Raw genomic sequence first — 16,484 nt, 5'->3', positions numbered from 1 at the left:
CCGAGCAACTATCGAGGGAAATTGCCAAGGAAATTATGGCATCGCAAAACAACGCTCCGTTGCCGGATGGACTGGAAATTGCCGGATACCGCATTGTAAAGAAGATTGCGTCCGGCGGGTTCAGTATTGTCTACCTGGCCTATGATGAAGATGGCAACGCCGTCGCCATCAAGGAGTACCTGCCCAGCTCGCTCGCGCTGCGCCAGCCCGGCGAACTGGTACCGGCGATTTCTGCCGAAAACCTTCCCGTGTTCCGCATCGGCCTCAAGTGCTTCTTCGAGGAGGGCCGCGCGCTTGCCCGCATATCGCATCCCAATGTCGTGAGCGTCGTGAATTTCTTCCGCGCCAACGATACGGTGTACATGGTGATGGCCTATGAATCCGGCCGTTCGCTGCAGGACCACATCATCCGCCGCCGCGACAAGGGCGAACGGCCGCTCGTGTCGGAGCGCTTCATCCGCAAGATGTTCAACCAGGTGATGAACGGTTTGCGCGAAGTGCACGCCAACAAGCTGCTGCACCTCGACCTCAAGCCGGCCAACATCTACCTGCGCATGGACGGCACGCCGATCCTGCTAGACTTCGGCGCCGCGCGCCAGACGCTGCGGGCCGACCAGCCCAAGCTGTATCCGATGTACACCCCCGGATTCGCGCCGCCCGAACTGTATGTCAAGAATGGCAACCTCGGGCCGTGGACGGACATTTACAGCATCGGCGCGTCGATGTTCGCCTGCATGGTGGGTGCGCCGCCGCAGCCGGCGGACCAGCGCAAGGCCAACGACAAGATGGAAGAGCATTTCCGCAAGCTGGAAAGCATGTATTCGCGCGAACTGATCCAGGTCATCCGCTGGTCGCTTCGCCTCGAATCGCTCGAGCGGCCGCAGAGCGTGTTCGCACTGCAGAAGGCATTGCGCGAACCGGTGGTCGAACAGAAGGAACCGGCCCTGATCGAGAAGGTCACGTCGAAGCTGCGCAACCTCTTTGGCGGCATCGGCAAGGGCTCGCAAGTCGGCAATACCACCATCCAGAACAACACGCGCTAGGCGAAAGCACATGCGATTTTCCGTCTACCAGGAAAGCCATATCGGCGGCCGCAAGAACAACCAGGACCGCATGGGCTATAGCTTCACCCGGGATGCGCTGCTCCTGCTTCTAGCCGACGGCATGGGCGGGCATATCCAGGGTGAAATGGCGGCGACGATTGCGCTGCAGACCATTGGCTCGCTGTTCCAGCAGAATGCCAACCCGTATATCAAGAAGCCCGAGAAATTCCTCGAGGACAGCTTCTTTGCAGCGCACCGTGAGATCCATCGCTACCGTGCTGTCAACAACCTGCCGGAAACGCCGCGTACCACCATCGTCGCCTGCATCGTGCAGCACAATAGCGCCTACTGGGCACACTGCGGCGATTCGCGGTTGTACTGGATGCGCCAGGGCCAGATCCTGGCGCGCACCCGTGATCATTCGCGCATCGAGACGCTGATTGCGCAGGGCAAGGTCGCGCCCTCCGAGCGCGATACACACCCGGACCGCAACAAGCTGTTCAACTGCCTCGGCGCGCCCAACATGCCGATTGTCGAACTCTCGCGTCGCGCCAGCCTCCAACCCGGCGATGTGATGCTGCTGTGTTCGGACGGTTTGTGGTCGGTACTGCCGGACCACGTCCTCGCGCAAAGCCTGCACATGAACACTGTCGTGCGCGCCGTGCCTGAACTGCTTGCGACCGCCACCGGCATCGCCGGCAAGACGAGCGATAATGTCACCGCGCTCGCGATGATGTGGGAAGGCACCAGCGTGCTGCAGGATTCGCCTTCCACCATCACCACGCACACCTTGCCGGTTGGCAGCGTGACGACGACCATCCAGGCGCCGCGTGCCGACCTCGAGCCGGCCGATGCGTTCGATGAAAGCGATATCGAAAAAGCGATCGAAGAAATCCGCGAGGCGATCGAAAAGACCGCCCGCGTCACCTCAAAAAACTGAAAGCCCAATCCATGCAGTTTCAACAACGCCCCAGCGGACGTGCCGCCGACGCATTGCGCAACGTCCGACTGACCCGTCATTACACCAAGCACGCCGAGGGTTCCGTCCTCGTCGAATTCGGCGACACCAAGGTCATCTGCACCGCCAGCATCGAAGAGAAAGTTCCCGGCTTCCTGAAAGGCAAGGGCCAAGGCTGGATGACCGCCGAATACGGCATGCTGCCGCGCTCGACGCACAGCCGCATGGACCGCGAAGCCGCCAAGGGCAAGCAGTCCGGTCGCACGCAGGAAATCCAGCGCCTGATCGGCCGCTCGCTGCGCGCCGCGTTCGACCTCAACGCTTTCGGCGAGCGTACGCTGCACCTCGACTGCGACGTCATCCAGGCCGACGGCGGCACGCGCACTGCGTCGATTACCGGCGCAATGGTCGCCGCCTACGATGCCTTCTCGAAACTCGTGGAGGCGAAAGTGGTCCCGGCCATCCCGGTCAAGCATTTCGTCGCCGCGATCTCGGTCGGTGTGTTCCAGGGTATGCCGGTGCTCGACCTCGATTACGTCGAGGACTCCGACTGCGACACAGACATGAACGTCGTGATGACCGATGCCGGCCATTTCGTGGAGGTGCAGGGCACGGCGGAAGGCGAAGCCTTCGACCGCGCAACGATGAACCGCCTGCTCGACCTTGCCGACAAGGGTATCGCCGACCTCATCCGCCTCCAGAAGGACGAGCTCGGCATCGTATAGGTAGCTGCTTTCGCAACATACGCGGCGCGAGCAGCAGTGCTGGCGCCGCTTGTCATTTGAGAACCCCATGACACGCAAACTCGTACTCGCCTCCAACAACGCCGGCAAGCTGAAGGAATTCCGCGAGCTGCTGGCCACCGTCGGCTTCGACGTCCACGCCCAGGGCGAATTCAACGTGCCCGAGGCGGAAGAACCGCACGTCACCTTCGTCGAAAATGCGCTCGCCAAGGCCCGCCATGCCTCCCGCATCACCGGCCTGCCGGCGCTCGCCGACGACTCCGGCGTCTGCGCCACGGCGCTCGGCGGCGCACCCGGCGTCTATTCGGCGCGCTATGCGGGCGAACCGAAGTCCGACGCGCGCAACAATGAAAAACTCATCGCCGACCTGGAACCGCACGCGGACAAATCGGCCTACTATTACTGCGCGCTCGTTTTCGTGCGCCACGCTGACGACCCGCAACCGGTGATTGCCGAAGGCCGCTGGGATGGCGAGATCATCGCCGAGGCGCGCGGGCAGGGCGGCTTCGGCTATGACCCGTATTTCTGGATTCCCGCGCTGGGCAAGACCGTGGCGGAACTGTCCGCAGAGGAAAAGAACGGCCTGTCGCACCGGGGCAAGGCCTTGCGCGCGCTCGTTGAAAAGCTGAAATGATTCCGATCAAGCCCGTCACATCCGGCAAGAGTCCCGCAACGCCTGTGGAAGCGGCAAGTGCCTTCCTCAAGCCGGGCGCCTTGCACCTGACCGCATTGCCGCCGCTTTCCCTCTACGTCCACTTCCCGTGGTGCGTGAGGAAGTGCCCGTACTGCGATTTCAACTCGCACGAGGTCAAGAACGGCTTTCCGGAAGAGGAATACCTCGCTGCATTGCGCAGCGACCTCGAAAGCGCGTTGCCGCTGATCTGGGGACGCAAGGTATACACCATCTTCATCGGCGGCGGCACGCCCAGCCTCATGTCGGCGGCGGGCCTCGACCGCATGATGTCGGACATCCGCACGCTGCTTCCGCTCGACGGTGCGGCCGAGATCACGATGGAAGCGAACCCGGGCACCTTCGAGGCGGAGAAGTTCAAATCGTACCGCGCGAGCGGCATCAACCGGCTGTCGATCGGCATACAGAGCTTCAATGCGCATCACCTGCAGGCGCTGGGGCGGATCCACGATGAACGCGAAGCGAGGCGGGCCGTCGAGATCGCGCAAGCGAACTTCGACAATTTCAACCTCGACCTCATGTACGCGCTGCCGTCGCAGACGCTCGCTGAAGCACGCGAAGATGTCTCGACCGCCATCGGATTCGCACCGCCGCACCTCTCGCTCTACCACCTGACGCTGGAGCCGAACACCTATTTCGCGAAGTACCCGCCGGTCGTCCCCGACGACGACACCAGCGCCGAGATGCAGGACCTGATCCAACAAATCACATCAGAGGCCGGCTACCGGCATTACGAAGTATCGGCCTATGCCAAGCCGCACCGCCAGGCGCGGCACAACCTGAACTATTGGGAATTCGGCGACTACATCGGCATCGGTGCGGGCGCGCATTCGAAGCTTTCCTTCCCGCATCGCGTTGTACGCCAGATGCGTTACAAGCAGCCGAAGACCTACATGGAACAGTTGAAACTCGGCAGCCAGATCCAGGAAGAATTCGAGATCGCGCGCGGAGACCTCGGCTTCGAATTCATGCTGAACGCCTTGCGCCTGACAGGTGGTTTCGATCCCAACCTGTTCGCGGAACGTACCGGCCTCACGCTCAATGCAATCGAGAAACCGCTCAATGAAGCAGAGACGAAAGGCCTGCTCTACCGCGATTACAAGCTGATCCGCCCGACGGAACTCGGGCAGCGCTTCCTCAACGACCTGCAGCAGATGTTCCTCAACTAAATTTCCAGGCGGGCAGGGCAGGCGCGAACGAGTCGGGTATAATCGCGTCTGCGCTAGTCGCGGCGGAATCGCCTGCCGCACTACAGACTGACGCAATCCATGACCGGAGGTGTGGCCGAGTGGTTTAAGGCACTGGTCTTGAAAACCAGCGACGGGGGAACCCGTCCGTGAGTTCGAATCTCACCGCCTCCGCCAAGTCCCTGCATCACATCCCCTAAACCTTCGACTGTCTCGGTCCCTTCCTGTTCGCCTCGCGCGTCTTCCTGCTCGCTTTCGTAAAAACACTCCGTAGCCACTCGTGCGCGCTCGACCGATGGGTCCGCTCATGCCATAGCTGGTAAAACCGCATCTCCGGAAACGCCATTGGCGGCGTAACGATCTTTAGCGGCAGGAAGTTCGCATAGTAGTTCGCAAAATGCCGGCTGGTCGTGAACACCAGGTCCGAGCGCACCAGCAGATAAGGCGCGATGCTGAAGAAGGGCAGGCTGATCACCGCGTTGCGTGCGAGTCGCATACTCGACAGGTGCGTTTCCACCACACCGCGGTGCATGTTCGAATAGGGCAGCGGCACGATGTGGGCCGCGGCGAGATAGTCGGCCTGCGTCATGTCCTCGCCGAGCGGATTGTGTTTTCCCATCAGGCAGACGATGTCGTCTTCCAGCAGGATCGACAGGTGCAGTTGCGGCGGCGGGTTGGGCCAGTTGCCGATCACGAGGTCGAGTTCGCCGTTGGCCAGTGCGGTTTCGTAGTCGAGGTCGCCGCGCAGCGGAATAACCGACAGCCGCGTCATCGGGGCGTCCTGCCGCATCAGTTCCACGACCTCGCCAAGGAAGGTTGCCGTGAGAAAGTCGGCCGCGCCGACGCGGAATTCGCGCTGTGACGTCGCGGCGACGTAGGTGGTCGGCTCCGCCATCATACGTGCCGCTTCTTCGAGGATCACGCGCGCCGATACCACCAGCTCGAGTGCGCGCGCTGTCGGGATCATCTGTCCCTTTTCTCGCACCAGCAGGGGATCGTTGAAGGTCTCGCGCAGGCGCTTGAGGACGGCGCTGATAGCGGGTTGCGACTGGTTGAGCCGGGCCGCTGCCTTGGAGACGCTGCGCTCGGCGATCAGGGTTTCCAGGACGCGTAACAGGAAGGTATCCAGCGGGTCGGTGGCGCGTGACATCGGTGTGGGCCAGTGCTTTTGTTATGTGGAATATAGCAGATTGCCGATTGTGCACGGTTTGCCCCGTCCTCTATATTTCATTCGCATGACGCAGCCGTTTTTTACATGCGAGCGGCGCATCACCAACGATGAAAACAAAGGAATGGCAGATGGACCTGACAGCAGTAAATCAAATGAGCCGCGACTCTTTCACCAACGCATTCGGCGGTGTGTTCGAGTATTCGCCCTGGGTAGCAGAGCAAGCCTGGCAGGATCGGCCGTTTGCGACGATCGAGGAGTTTTACCAGGCGATGTTCGGTGCGGTACGCCGGGCGCCGCGGACACAGATCGAGGCGCTACTGTGCCTGCACCCTGACCTGGCCGGCAAGGAGGCGCAGGACGGCAACATGACCGTGAACTCGGTCATCGAACAGTCGACCGCGGGACTGAATTCCCTGACCTCGGGCGAACTGCAAAAGATGCGGCAACTGAATGCGGCTTACCGCGCCAAGCACCAGTTCCCGTTCATTATTGCGGTGCGCAATTATTCCAAGGCGGAAATCTTCAGCGAGTTCGAACGTCGGCTGCAGAACGATACCGCGACGGAGTTCGACAATAACATTGCGCAGGTCTTCAATATCGTGCGGATGCGCCTGGACCGAATTTTCGCGGAAGAGACGACGCCGCTGCAAAAGGATGCGGCATGAGCGGCAACGAGCTTTCCCGCAGGCGCTTCCTTGCGGCAGGACTGGCGGCAGGATCCTCTGCGCTGGCTGGTTGCAGCGCACTCGGCAATGCGCCGGCTCAGCAGGCAGCCGCAAGCGGCCCCGGACGCCTCACCATCCATGCAATCGATACCTGGACCGGGCTGCCGGGGGCCGGCATGCGTGTCGACCTGTCCGTGCTGGACGGGCAGTCGTACCGCTTGCTGCGCAGCTTCGACACCAACAAGGGTGGGCGGACCGACCAGCCGCTGTTCGAGGGAGAAAACTTCAAACGCGGCAGCTATGAACTGGTCTTGCACGTCGAGCAACATTACGCAAGGCTCGGCGCCACGATGCCGCGCCCGGCCTTCCTGACCGAGGTGCCGATCCGCTTCTCGATCGATGATCCGCGCCAGCTCTACCACATTGCGATCCTGCTCACGCCCTGGAGCTATTCGTACTACCGCGGCAGTTGAACGCCTGATTACCCCATATAACGGAGACTGCTTTGGCTGGCATAACCACACATGTACTGAACACCGCCACCGGCTTGCCGGGCGCCGGCATGCGCATTGATTTTTCGGTCTGGGAAGACAACCGTTACCGCCTGGTGAAGACGGTCGTCACGAACAAGGACGGCCGCACCGACCAGATGATCCTGAAGCCGGAAGACACCAAGGTCGGCAAGTACGAGCTGGTGTTTCACGTAAGGGAGTATTTTTCGAAGATTGGGACGCCGATGCCGGAACTGGCATTCATCGACACGGTGCCAGTCCGGTTCGCGGTGTTCGACACCCAGCAGCATTACCACGTGCCGATGCTGGCGACGCCGTGGAGCTGCACGACATACCGCGGAAGCTAAGGTACTGCAACCGATTCAAGGACGATAGTGCAGCATGACTGCACACTTAGGAGACTAGTGATGACCACCCTCAACACACGCGGCGCGCGGGCTGTTCCGCCCAAGACCGAAGCCGACCGCATTTACTCGAAGATCAGCTGGCGCCTGATTCCTTTCCTGTGCGTACTCTGGGTCCTGGCCTGGCTTGACCGGGTCAACATCGGCTTCGCGAAGCTGCAAATGCTGAATGACCTGCACTTTTCCGAGGCAGTATACGGCCTCGGCGCGGGGATTTTCTTTCTCGGCTATTTCCTGTTCGAAGTGCCGAGCAACATCCTGCTGGACCGCATCGGTGCGCGCAAGACTATCGCCCGCATCACAATCGGCTGGGGCATCGTCAGCATCCTGATGCTGTTCACGACCACCCCGACGCAGTTCTATGTGCTGCGCTTCCTGCTGGGCGTGTTCGAGGCAGGTTTCTATCCCGGCATCATCCTTTACCTGACCTACTGGTATCCGAGCGAGCGCCGTTCGCGTGCGTTCGGCCTGTTCATGTCGGCGTCGGCGATTGCAGGCATCATCGGCGGCCCGCTCGCCGGCATCATCATGACCTCGCTGAACGACTTCCACGGCATGCGTGGCTGGCAATGGCTGTTCCTGATCGAAGGCATCCCGTCCGTGCTTGCCGGACTCGTGACCCTGGCGTACCTGACCGACAAGCCGTCGCAGGCCAAGTGGCTGAGCGAGGACGAGCGCGCCTTCGTGCAGCGTGAACTGCAGCGCGATGCCGCCGCATGCGGTCCACGCGAGCACAGCTTCCTGGCCAGCCTGCGCAAGCCTAAGCTGTGGGCGCTGGTGGCGATCTTCTTCTGCATTATTGCGGCCAACTCGACACTGACCTTCTGGGCACCGAGCATCGTCCGCGACATGGGCGTGTCCGATTCGCTGCACGTCGGCCTGCTCATCGGCGTGGCGTACATCTTCGGCGCTTGCGGCATGGTCAGCAACGGCTACTTCGCGGACAAGACCGGCAAGAACACGCTGCACGTGGCCGGCGCGGCACTGCTTGGTGCGAGTGCCATGGCTGCCACTGCGATGCTGGCCCATCAGCCCGTGCTGGCATTCATTGCGCTGACGCTTGCGGTGATGGGCACGATGAGCGCGATCCCGGTCTTCTGGCAATTGCCGAACTTGTACGTGTCCGGTGCGGCCGCCGCGGCAGGTGTCGCGATGATCAACTCGTTCGCGAACCTGGCCGGATTCGGCGCGCCGTATGCGATGGGTGTGCTCAAGGATGCCGGCGGCGGGCTGTCGTCCGGCCTGCTGGCGGTGGCCATGATCGAGGCTTTCGGCGCGCTGCTGGTATTGCTTCTCATCCGTCCGCAAAAGCCACTCGGCTCGCAACTCAAGACTGCGCAGTAAGCAGACCTACACCGGGTGGACTGCGCTCCACCCGGTTCCATGTTCCCCGTCTGACGATACACATGCCTGGAAGAAGGAAGGCAGCCCCGTGTTCGTCTGACGGAACAGATAGCAAACCTCAAATAAACAATAAGGGAGAACTTGAATGAGAAAAATGACTGGCTGCCTGATCGCGCTCGGTATGGTGTCCGCCACGGCCGCCGCGCAATCGAACGTCACGGTATATGGCCTGATCGACGGTGGCGTCGAGTATCAGCGCGGAGGTGCTGCCGGTTCCGTCACCAAGGTGACGAGCGGCATGCAGAATGCCTCGCGCATCGGTTTCAGGGGAGCGGAAGACCTGGGCGGCGGCATGTCCGCGCTGTTCACACTGGAGAACGGCTTTGCGCTCGATACCGGAGCGGCATTGCAGGGCGGGGCGCTGTTCGGACGCCAGGCGTTTGTCGGCCTCAAGGGCGCATTCGGGACTGTCACGCTCGGGCGGCAATACACGCCAATCTTTACGTCCCTGTGCGGCGTGATCGACCCGTTTGCATGTGGCCTCGCCGGCAATGCGGGCAACCTTATGTCGCAAGGGGGAACCGCGGCTACCGGCGGCGGTCCGCGCACCAACAATGCAATCAAGTACGCGGCGCCGCTGACGTCCGGAATGATGGCCGAGATGACCTACGGCTTTGGCGAGACCGCGGGAGACACTTCGTCGCTGCGCACCCTGGCTGGGCAGGTCGGCTATACCGCCGGGCCGCTGGCGGTACGGCTGGCGCATAACAACGTCAACAATGCCGGCGCAACGTCGAGTTCGAAAGTGACCACGCTCGGCGTCAAGTATGACTTCGGCATTGCTGCCGTGCACGGCGCCTATGCGCTCAACAAGAACGCCGTCGCCGGAAATACGAACGTGGCGCAGGCCGATACGCGCGACCTGATGATTGGCCTGAGTGCGCCGGTGGGCGCGGGTACCTTCCTCGCATCGTACATCCGCAAGTCCGACCGGACCGCGGCCGGCAACGATGCCAGCCAGGTGGCGCTGGGTTATACCTATGCGTTGTCGAAGCGCACCAACCTGTACACCTCGGTCGCGCACATCGACAACACCGCCGCCAACAACGCCCCTGGCTTCTACACTGCCGGCAACGCCACTGATGCCGGAAGCGGCGACCGGTCCGTCAACATCGGCGTTCGCCATACCTTTTAAAGCAATTAGCGGCCGGCAGCTACGCCAACGCCGGCCGCTTCCTTAATCCAGAAGCACCTTCAGCTCGCGCGCGGCCGCGGTAAGTACGCCGCGCAGCCACACATGCGCCGGAGAACGATGCCGCGCCGGATGCCACAGCTGGTAAAAACGCATGAATGGAAACGGAATCGGCGACGCCACGACGGCCAGCGGAATCCGCTGCGCATGGTAGTGCGCGAAGTGCCGGGCCGTGGTCAGGATGAGGTCGGTGCCGGGAAGCAGGCTGGGCGCCACGCTCAGGTACGGGCACTGAATACGGCGGTCGCGGCTGACGCGCATCGTGCCCAGTCCGCTCTCGACCACGCCGCGCTGTCCGCGCGAATACGGCACCGGGACAATGTGCGATGCACGCAGATAGCTTTCTGCGGTCAGCTTGCCGGGCTGGCTCAAGGGGTTGTCCTGCGCAAGCACACAGACGACCTCATCCTCAAGCAGGACCGACAGGTGCAGGTGTTCCGGCGGATTCGGCCAGTTGCCGATGACGATATCGACCGTGCCGTCCGCAAGCGCCTGTTCGTAGTCGTATTGTGCTACTAACGGCTGTGCAATCAGCCGGGCGCCTGGAGCACTAACGCGGAAGGTCCGCGCGACATGGGCAAAGAAGGCAGGCGCCAGGTAGTCCGGCATCGCGATGGTGAAGGTCTGTTCCGTCGACGCCGGGTCGAAGCTGCTGTCCGAGACCAGCAAGCCATCCAGCAGGTTCAAGGCCGTGCGCGCCTGCGCCGCGATCTGCATTGCCCGTTCCGTGGGCACCATCAGGTTCCTGTCCCGCGTCAGCAGCGGATCGTTGAAGATGGCGCGCAGGCGCTTGAGGGCGGCGCTGATGGCCGGTTGCGACTGGTTCAGCCGGATGGCGGCGCGCGACACGCTTTGCTCGGCGATCACGGTGCACAGGACGCGCAGCAGATAGGTATCGAAAGGGTCGTCGGCCCGGATCATGGCAATTCGCCTCAAGGGAAGGTGGGCTGATTTTCGCGTCCGGCAACAGGTTTTCCAATATCGGTTCTGCTATTCGGTCTATAACAGCCCTCGCGTTTCCTTTCGGGGTACGGCTTCCTATACTTGCCTTCAATACAGGCTGCCATGGATGAAGCAGCCATGCAAAGGAGACAAGATGACGACCAGAGAACAGGAGCTTCCCGTCTACGCCGGCGTGGAGCAGACCGAAGAGGATGCCGTCTACCGCAAGGTGTCCTGGCGCTTGCTGCCCTTCCTCGGGGCGCTATGGATCCTGGCCTGGATCGACCGCGTCAATATCGGCTTCGCCAAGCTGCAGATGCTCGACGACCTCAAGTTCAGCGAAGCGGTGTACGGCCTTGGCGCGGGCATCTTCTTCCTCGGCTATTTCCTGTTTGAAGTGCCTTCCAATGCCTTGCTGCAAAAGATCGGCGCCAGGAAAACGGTGATGCGCATCACCATCGGCTGGGGGCTGATCTGCATGGTGCAAGCCTTCGTGTCCACGCCGATGCAGTTCTACATCCTTCGCTTCCTGCTCGGCGCGTTCGAAGCGGGATTCTACCCGGGCATGATCCTGTACCTGACTTACTGGTATCCGAGCCAGCGGCGCGCAAAAGCATTCGGCACCTTCATGTCCGCGTCGGCACTCGCCGGCGTGCTGGGCGGCCCGATCGCGGGCTGGATCATGACATCGATGGGCAGCGTCCACGGCATGCATGGCTGGCAATGGCTGTTCATCCTGGAAGGGATCCCGTCCGTCCTCGCCGGCGTCGCCGCGTACTTCTACATGACCGACAAGCCCGAGCACGCCGGCTGGCTGGCACAGCACGAGAAGCGGTTGATCCGGGACGCGCTGGATCGCGACAACCGGGAAATGGGCGAGCGCGGCAGCGACTGGCGCAGTCTGTTCCGCAATCCCGTCGTGTGGCTGCTGATCGCCATCTTCTTTTGCCTGCTCTGCGCCAATTCGACACTGACTTTCTGGATCCCGACCATCGTCAAGGAAACGGGCTATGCCTCGCCGATGGCGGTCGGCTGGATCGCCGCCGCAGTGTATCTGTGCGGCGCCGCGGGAATGATCCTGAACGGCGCGCATTCGGACAGGCACGGCGAAGTCCGGTGGCATTTCAGCGGTGCCGCACTGGTCGGGGCACTCGCGATGGGCACGCTTGCGGTCCTGCTGGACACGCCGGGGAGGGGCGCACTCCTGCCGCTGCTGGCGATGGGGCTGGCGCTGGTGGGAACGATGAGCGCGATCCCGGTGTTCTGGCAGCTGCCCAACCGTTACCTTGCCGGCGGCGCCGCCGCCATCGGCGTGGCCCTGATCAATTCCGTATCCAACCTGGCCGGCTTCGGCGCGCCCTACCTGATGGGGCTGATCAAGAACGCGACCGGAAGGGTTTCACCGGGACTCTATGTTGTAGCCGTAGTAGAAGCAATCGCGGCAATACTCGTGTTGAGCTGTATTGCACGCAAATTAAAAAAGGAGGAGTGATATGAACGACAACAGCATCAAGAACCCCGACCGCCGGCGTTTTGCCGTCGCCGGCCTGGCACTGGGAGGCGCTGCGCTGGTTTCGCGTAGTGCGCTGGCATCGACCACCCCGGCGGCGCCGTCCGCCGCACAATCGTCCGGCCCGATCGTCCTGCACGGGGTGAGCCCGCGCCTGACGATCCATATCCTCGACACCTTCCACGGCCAGGCTGCGGTCGGATTGCGCGTCGATTTTTCTTCGATCGAAAACGGCCGCCCTGTGCCGATCCGCAGCGTCACGATCAATCCCAACGGCCGTTCCGACGAGCCGCTGCTGATCGGCGATACCTACCGTGAAGGCAACTACGAGGTGTTGCTGCATGTCGACGACTACTTCGCGATGAAGCAGGCCAGGCTGCCGCAGCCGGGCTTCCTGTCCAAGGTGCCGGTCCGCTTCCAGGTCCGCAATACCGCCGAGCGCATCCACCTGCCCATCCAGTTCAGCCCGTGGAACTACACCTACTACCGCGGCAGCTGAGACAACTTGTTCCCATTCGAGGAGAGATGACATGGCAGGAATCACGACACACGTATTGAACATATCGACCGGCCGCCCGATCGCCGGCATGCAGATCGATTTGTATGACCTGAAAACCACGCCGCCGACGCTGCTCAAGAGCGTGCGCAGCAATCCGGACGGCCGCACCGATGGTCCGATGCTGACACCGGAGCAGACCCGCGTCGGCGATTTTGAACTGCGCTTTTATGTCGGCGCCCATTTCAAGAACGAGAACGTGTTCTCGGAAGAGATCCCGGTCCGTTTCACCGTCTTCGACGCCAAGCAGCACTACCACGTCCCCTTGCTCTGTTCGCCGTGGTGTTTTTCGACCTACCGCGGCAGCTGAGCGCAACTTCAACAGGAAATGCAATGTCACACACAGAGAAATACCTACTCGAGTCGATCCAGCTCGCGATGGAAAACGTTCGCGAACGGAAGACCTGGCCTTTCGGCGCCGTTCTGGTACGGGACGGCAAGGTGCTCGCCAGGTCGGTGAACCAGGTCGATGCGACCTGCGACCCGACCGCGCACGCGGAGATGCAGGCAGTGCGCGAGGCAGCCAAGGTGCAGGGTCATACCGACCTGCGCGGATCCACGGTGTATGCCAGCGGCTATCCTTGCCCGATGTGCCTGACCGCAATGTACCTGTCCGGCGTCAAGGAGGTGTATTACGCGTACTCGAACGAGGATGGTGCGCCGTACGACTTGTCGGCGGAGCGGGGCTACATCGAACTCGCCAAGCCGGTCGGGCAGCGTGACATGAAGCTGTCCGGCGTGCCGGTGCGCGCCGAGGGTGAAGACCTGTATGAAGCGTGGCAGAAGTGCCAGACGCCGCAGTAAGAAAATAGCAGTGTGTGCGGACGGCTCGTGGTTGGCGCCGTCCGTTTTCGTTTACTTCAGCTGATCCTTCATCTTCTCCAGCGCCGCCTGTGCGCACTGGTCGTCAAGGTTTCCGGCGGGCGCGCCGCCGATGCCGATACCGCCGATCACATCGTTCCCCGCCTTGATCGGCAGGCCGCCGCCCAGCAGCAGGAATCCCGGCAGGTAGACCAGGTTGGCCGCGCCCGGGTTCTTTTGCGCCGCTTCCATCATGGCCAGGGTCGAGTTCTTCGCGGACGCGGAGGTGTAGGCCTTCTGCTGGCTCGATGCAAGCGTATGCGGGCCGGCGTTGTCGGCGCGCTGCACGGCCTTCACGACGCCGGCGCGGTCGACGACAGTGGCGGCCACTGCATAGCCTTTCTCGGTGCAGGCGGTGACGGCGGCGCCGGCGATCTGGTTGGCCAGCTCCAGGCTGATATTGCGCTCGGTACGGACTTGCGCGCCGGCGTGGGCGGCTGCTGCGGACAGGACGGCAATCGCGACGCTCTTCTCGATGGTGTTCATGACATTCTCCTTGGATAAGCGGCCCATGCGAGCCGTATTGAAAGCATAGACATTTCGAGCGCGCTGGCAAATCGGGCGGGTACGCGGGCGGCCTCGTATTTATACCGGTTCGGTCTCGACCAGCAGCGCGTAGTGGCGGATCATTTCCGCCAGCGTCGTGGTCTCCAGCTTCTCGGCAACCCGTGCGCGATGGAATTCCACTGTTCGCGGAGATAGTCCGAGCGCGCGGGCGATTTCGCGGTTGGTCATGCCAGCGACGATCATGCCAAGGACTTCGCGCTCGCGTTCGGAAAGCCGCTCAAAGCGCTCCCGCGCCTGCCGTTCGGCGAGCATGCGGCCGCTGTGGAGCAGGTAGGTTTTCAGGCAATCCTGCAGCGTGTCGATCAGCAGTTCGTCGTCGACCGGCTTTTCGAGGAATTCGGCGGCGCCCGCCTTGAAGGCGCGACGGCACAGGTCGATCGTGCCATGGCCGGTGAGGATGATGATGGGCTGCGTCACGTACATCGCCGCCAGGCGGTCCAGCACCGTCATGCCACCAATGCCGGGCATGCGCACATCGAGCAGGATCGCGCCGGGCCAATCCGGGTTGAATTCACGCAGGAAGGTTTCGGGATCCGCGTAGGCCTTGACTTGCATGCCGACCGTCGACAGCAGCAGCGAAAGGCTTTGCCTGACGGCGGCATCATCGTCGAGCAGGTAGATCACGGGCGAAAGTGGGTGTCCGTTCATTGCTTATGGATGGGGCAAGGACAGGAGGAATTCGGCGCCACGGGGCGTGCGGTTGGCGGCACTGATGGTGCCGCCCATGCCGCCGGCCAGCGTTTCGCACAGGCTCAGGCCGAGCCCGAGTCCGTTCTCGCGGGTGGTGAAGAAGGGGATGAACAATTGCGGAAATGCTGACGGGGCAATACCGGGGCCGCTGTCGGCGATACGCACAGTGACATGACGCGCATCGAATGCGATCCGGATGTGCAGGCGGCGTTCGTCGGCGTCAACCTGTTCGAGGGCCTGCAACGCATTCCACAGCAGGTTGTGGAGGATCTGGTCGAGCTCCACCGGATCGGCATGGACACTGGCCGCCATTGATGCTTCCTGTGTCAGCGCGACGTGGCGAGAACGGATTTCCGGTGCGAGAAGGTGCAGGGCATTTGCGACCGCTTCATTAAGCGACACCGGCCGGATCCGTCCAGGGGTATGGCCGATGGCACCGCGCAAGCGGGAGATGACCTCGGCTGCGCGCTTGGACTGAACCACGGTGTGCGCGATGGCGTCGCGGGTCCTCGCGAGATCGGGTGGTTCGGTCTTGAGCAGGCGGTTGGCTGCCTGGGCGTTGGCCAGGATTGCCGTCAGCGGCTGGTTCAGTTCATGGGCCATGCCGGCGGCGAGTTCGCCCAGGGTGTTCAGGCGTTCCACCTTGCGCAGGCGAAGCAAGTGTTCCGCGCGCCGTCGGCCGATCGCCTGAAGCCGCCATGCGATGCCGGCGCCGAGGGCCGCCGTGATGGCGAGGACGCAGGCAGAGATCGATGTCCACGGCAAGTCGCTCCAGCCCGCATGCCGGCTGGTTGTCAGCGTGAATGGCTGGCTGTCCGACGAGAGTTGCTTGGAGAAGTGGAACGTCCAGGGGCCGGCGGCCGGCGCGTCTTCCTGGAGGACCACGCGGTCGCGTCCCTGGTGCAGTTCAGCCTGGATCGGCGTCGACGGCCATTCGCCTTGCGGGATCATTTTCTGGATATCGGCTTGCAAGGCCCAGCGAGTGCCGCCGTTGTCCAGCGTCAGCCAGTAGCGTCCATGGCCGATCGATGTTTCCGGCGAGCGTATGTGTTCCTGCTTTTCGCACTCGATGGCCGTGATGTGCGGGAAGGTCTGCATGATGTGCTGCCGTACAGACTCCGCACAGCCCGGGGCGCCAGCGGCCAGGGTGGCGAGGATGGCGTCGTGCTGAACCGCGCGCTGGGTAAGCAGGCGGTGCGCGATCCGGCTGTCGGCTTCGAACTGGTGCTGAAGCACGTCCAGTTCGCTGCGCGACAGCCATGTGGTGGATGCGGCACTCAGTGCCAGCCAGAGTGCGGCCCAGGTCAGGACTTCATGCTTGCCCATAGAGGTTGAGTGAGCGTCCGGATGATTTGGCAGGGCGCGCCATGCGCACCATTGCAGTAGCA

General features: G+C 62.4%; 19 protein-coding genes and 1 tRNA gene. 15 read left to right on the top strand and 5 right to left on the bottom strand.

Features of this window, described 5'->3' with window-relative positions; all coding sequences use genetic code 11:
• Positions 1–35 precede the first annotated feature (35 nt).
• The 6 genes from AYR66_RS14840 to AYR66_RS14815 all read left to right on the top strand — a co-directional run bounded on the left by AYR66_RS14840 (position 36) and on the right by AYR66_RS14815 (position 4,799).
• On the top strand, positions 36–1,043 hold the full coding sequence (locus tag AYR66_RS14840) for a serine/threonine protein kinase (protein WP_088708130.1): 1,008 nt from the start codon (positions 36–38) through the stop codon (positions 1,041–1,043).
• Between the two features lie 10 nt (positions 1,044–1,053).
• Positions 1,054–1,983 carry a PP2C family protein-serine/threonine phosphatase gene (locus AYR66_RS14835; RefSeq protein WP_088708129.1) on the top strand — a complete coding sequence of 310 codons (930 nt, stop codon included), beginning with the start codon at positions 1,054–1,056 and terminating at the stop codon, positions 1,981–1,983.
• An 11-nt stretch (positions 1,984–1,994) separates the two neighbouring features.
• A complete protein-coding gene (rph, locus tag AYR66_RS14830) occupies positions 1,995–2,726 on the top strand; it encodes a ribonuclease PH (protein WP_088708128.1) in 732 nt (243 codons plus the stop codon).
• 67 nt (positions 2,727–2,793) lie between these two features.
• Positions 2,794–3,378: an RdgB/HAM1 family non-canonical purine NTP pyrophosphatase gene (gene rdgB, locus AYR66_RS14825; RefSeq protein WP_088708127.1), complete on the top strand. Its 585-nt coding sequence runs from the start codon at positions 2,794–2,796 to the stop codon at positions 3,376–3,378.
• Positions 3,375–4,604, top strand: a complete 1,230-nt coding sequence (hemW, locus tag AYR66_RS14820; RefSeq protein ID WP_088708126.1) for a radical SAM family heme chaperone HemW — start codon at positions 3,375–3,377, stop codon at positions 4,602–4,604. The genes rdgB and hemW overlap by 4 nt, the downstream gene beginning before the upstream one ends.
• 105 nt (positions 4,605–4,709) lie before the next feature.
• Positions 4,710–4,799: transfer RNA gene (locus tag AYR66_RS14815), tRNA-Ser, on the top strand.
• Positions 4,800–4,818: 19 nt separating this feature from the next.
• On the opposite strand, the gene AYR66_RS14810 is transcribed toward AYR66_RS14815, so the two are convergent.
• Complete coding sequence (locus AYR66_RS14810; RefSeq protein ID WP_088708125.1) at positions 4,819–5,772, bottom strand: LysR family transcriptional regulator; 954 nt, start codon at positions 5,770–5,772, stop codon at positions 4,819–4,821.
• Positions 5,773–5,945: 173 nt separating this feature from the next.
• Between AYR66_RS14810 and uraD the strand changes: the two genes are divergently transcribed.
• The 5 genes from uraD (at position 5,946) to AYR66_RS14785 (ending at position 9,913) form a co-directional block, all read left to right on the top strand.
• The gene (gene uraD / locus AYR66_RS14805; protein WP_170942154.1) at positions 5,946–6,458 is read left to right on the top strand and encodes a 2-oxo-4-hydroxy-4-carboxy-5-ureidoimidazoline decarboxylase; all 513 of its coding nucleotides are present in this window, start codon (positions 5,946–5,948) and stop codon (positions 6,456–6,458) included.
• Positions 6,455–6,931, top strand: coding sequence for a hydroxyisourate hydrolase (gene uraH / locus AYR66_RS14800; RefSeq protein WP_088708123.1), 477 nt, complete (start codon positions 6,455–6,457; stop codon positions 6,929–6,931). The genes uraD and uraH (AYR66_RS14800) overlap by 4 nt, the downstream gene beginning before the upstream one ends.
• Before the next feature lie 32 nt (positions 6,932–6,963).
• Entirely contained in the window at positions 6,964–7,317 is a 354-nt protein-coding gene (uraH, locus tag AYR66_RS14795; protein ID WP_088708122.1) for a hydroxyisourate hydrolase, read from the top strand.
• Positions 7,318–7,377: 60 nt separating this feature from the next.
• A complete protein-coding gene (locus AYR66_RS14790) occupies positions 7,378–8,718 on the top strand; it encodes an MFS transporter (RefSeq protein WP_088708121.1) in 1,341 nt (446 codons plus the stop codon).
• A gap of 145 nt (positions 8,719–8,863) precedes the next feature.
• Positions 8,864–9,913 carry a porin gene (locus tag AYR66_RS14785; protein WP_088708120.1) on the top strand — a complete coding sequence of 350 codons (1,050 nt, stop codon included), beginning with the start codon at positions 8,864–8,866 and terminating at the stop codon, positions 9,911–9,913.
• Positions 9,914–9,955: 42 nt separating this feature from the next.
• Here AYR66_RS14785 and AYR66_RS14780 read toward each other — a convergent pair whose 3' ends face one another.
• Positions 9,956–10,891: a LysR family transcriptional regulator gene (locus tag AYR66_RS14780; RefSeq protein ID WP_088708119.1), complete on the bottom strand. Its 936-nt coding sequence runs from the start codon at positions 10,889–10,891 to the stop codon at positions 9,956–9,958.
• Between the two features lie 175 nt (positions 10,892–11,066).
• On the opposite strand from AYR66_RS14780, the gene AYR66_RS14775 reads away from it, so the two are divergent.
• From AYR66_RS14775 to AYR66_RS14760, 4 genes are read left to right on the top strand one after another with little or no spacing between them, the layout of a single operon-like run.
• Complete coding sequence (locus AYR66_RS14775) at positions 11,067–12,404, top strand: MFS transporter (protein WP_088708118.1); 1,338 nt, start codon at positions 11,067–11,069, stop codon at positions 12,402–12,404.
• A 1-nt stretch (position 12,405) separates the two neighbouring features.
• The gene (locus tag AYR66_RS14770; protein WP_088708117.1) at positions 12,406–12,921 is read left to right on the top strand and encodes a hydroxyisourate hydrolase; all 516 of its coding nucleotides are present in this window, start codon (positions 12,406–12,408) and stop codon (positions 12,919–12,921) included.
• A 31-nt stretch (positions 12,922–12,952) separates the two neighbouring features.
• Positions 12,953–13,288 carry a hydroxyisourate hydrolase gene (uraH, locus tag AYR66_RS14765; protein ID WP_088708116.1) on the top strand — a complete coding sequence of 112 codons (336 nt, stop codon included), beginning with the start codon at positions 12,953–12,955 and terminating at the stop codon, positions 13,286–13,288.
• A 23-nt stretch (positions 13,289–13,311) separates the two neighbouring features.
• A complete protein-coding gene (locus tag AYR66_RS14760; RefSeq protein ID WP_088708115.1) occupies positions 13,312–13,782 on the top strand; it encodes a nucleoside deaminase in 471 nt (156 codons plus the stop codon).
• 51 nt (positions 13,783–13,833) lie between these two features.
• Here the strand turns inward: AYR66_RS14760 and AYR66_RS14755 are convergent, their stop codons facing one another.
• The 3 genes from AYR66_RS14755 to AYR66_RS14745 all read right to left on the bottom strand — a co-directional run bounded on the left by AYR66_RS14755 (position 13,834) and on the right by AYR66_RS14745 (position 16,422).
• A complete protein-coding gene (locus AYR66_RS14755; protein WP_088708114.1) occupies positions 13,834–14,325 on the bottom strand; it encodes a GlcG/HbpS family heme-binding protein in 492 nt (163 codons plus the stop codon).
• Positions 14,326–14,424: 99 nt separating this feature from the next.
• On the bottom strand, positions 14,425–15,054 hold the full coding sequence (locus AYR66_RS14750) for a response regulator transcription factor (RefSeq protein WP_088708113.1): 630 nt from the start codon (positions 15,052–15,054) through the stop codon (positions 14,425–14,427).
• Positions 15,055–15,057: 3 nt separating this feature from the next.
• On the bottom strand, positions 15,058–16,422 hold the full coding sequence (locus tag AYR66_RS14745) for a sensor histidine kinase (protein ID WP_088708112.1): 1,365 nt from the start codon (positions 16,420–16,422) through the stop codon (positions 15,058–15,060).
• Positions 16,423–16,484: the final 62 nt, after the last annotated feature.

Origin of the sequence: Noviherbaspirillum denitrificans, assembly GCF_002211445.1 — a bacterium.
Lineage (GTDB): Bacteria > Pseudomonadota > Gammaproteobacteria > Burkholderiales > Burkholderiaceae_D > Noviherbaspirillum > Noviherbaspirillum denitrificans.
Note: the sequence above shows the minus strand (reverse complement) of the source record. Positions and strands in the feature narration are given on the sequence as shown.

Bases quoted from the DNA above. Each gene is read 5' to 3' on its own strand.
- AYR66_RS14840 (WP_088708130.1), top strand. From the start codon at position 36: ATGGCATCGCAAAACAACGCTCCGTTGCCGGATGGACTGGAAATTGCC.
- AYR66_RS14835 (WP_088708129.1), top strand. From the start codon at position 1,054: ATGCGATTTTCCGTCTACCAGGAAAGCCATATCGGCGGCCGCAAGAAC.
- rph (WP_088708128.1), top strand. From the start codon at position 1,995: ATGCAGTTTCAACAACGCCCCAGCGGACGTGCCGCCGACGCATTGCGC.
- rdgB (WP_088708127.1), top strand. From the start codon at position 2,794: ATGACACGCAAACTCGTACTCGCCTCCAACAACGCCGGCAAGCTGAAG.
- hemW (WP_088708126.1), top strand. From the start codon at position 3,375: ATGATTCCGATCAAGCCCGTCACATCCGGCAAGAGTCCCGCAACGCCT.
- AYR66_RS14810 (WP_088708125.1), bottom strand. From the start codon at position 5,772: ATGTCACGCGCCACCGACCCGCTGGATACCTTCCTGTTACGCGTCCTG.
- uraD (WP_170942154.1), top strand. From the start codon at position 5,946: ATGAGCCGCGACTCTTTCACCAACGCATTCGGCGGTGTGTTCGAGTAT.
- uraH (WP_088708123.1), top strand. From the start codon at position 6,455: ATGAGCGGCAACGAGCTTTCCCGCAGGCGCTTCCTTGCGGCAGGACTG.
- AYR66_RS14790 (WP_088708121.1), top strand. From the start codon at position 7,378: ATGACCACCCTCAACACACGCGGCGCGCGGGCTGTTCCGCCCAAGACC.
- AYR66_RS14785 (WP_088708120.1), top strand. From the start codon at position 8,864: ATGAGAAAAATGACTGGCTGCCTGATCGCGCTCGGTATGGTGTCCGCC.
- AYR66_RS14780 (WP_088708119.1), bottom strand. From the start codon at position 10,891: ATGATCCGGGCCGACGACCCTTTCGATACCTATCTGCTGCGCGTCCTG.
- AYR66_RS14775 (WP_088708118.1), top strand. From the start codon at position 11,067: ATGACGACCAGAGAACAGGAGCTTCCCGTCTACGCCGGCGTGGAGCAG.
- AYR66_RS14770 (WP_088708117.1), top strand. From the start codon at position 12,406: ATGAACGACAACAGCATCAAGAACCCCGACCGCCGGCGTTTTGCCGTC.
- uraH (WP_088708116.1), top strand. From the start codon at position 12,953: ATGGCAGGAATCACGACACACGTATTGAACATATCGACCGGCCGCCCG.
- AYR66_RS14760 (WP_088708115.1), top strand. From the start codon at position 13,312: ATGTCACACACAGAGAAATACCTACTCGAGTCGATCCAGCTCGCGATG.
- AYR66_RS14755 (WP_088708114.1), bottom strand. From the start codon at position 14,325: ATGAACACCATCGAGAAGAGCGTCGCGATTGCCGTCCTGTCCGCAGCA.
- AYR66_RS14750 (WP_088708113.1), bottom strand. From the start codon at position 15,054: ATGAACGGACACCCACTTTCGCCCGTGATCTACCTGCTCGACGATGAT.
- AYR66_RS14745 (WP_088708112.1), bottom strand. From the start codon at position 16,422: ATGGGCAAGCATGAAGTCCTGACCTGGGCCGCACTCTGGCTGGCACTG.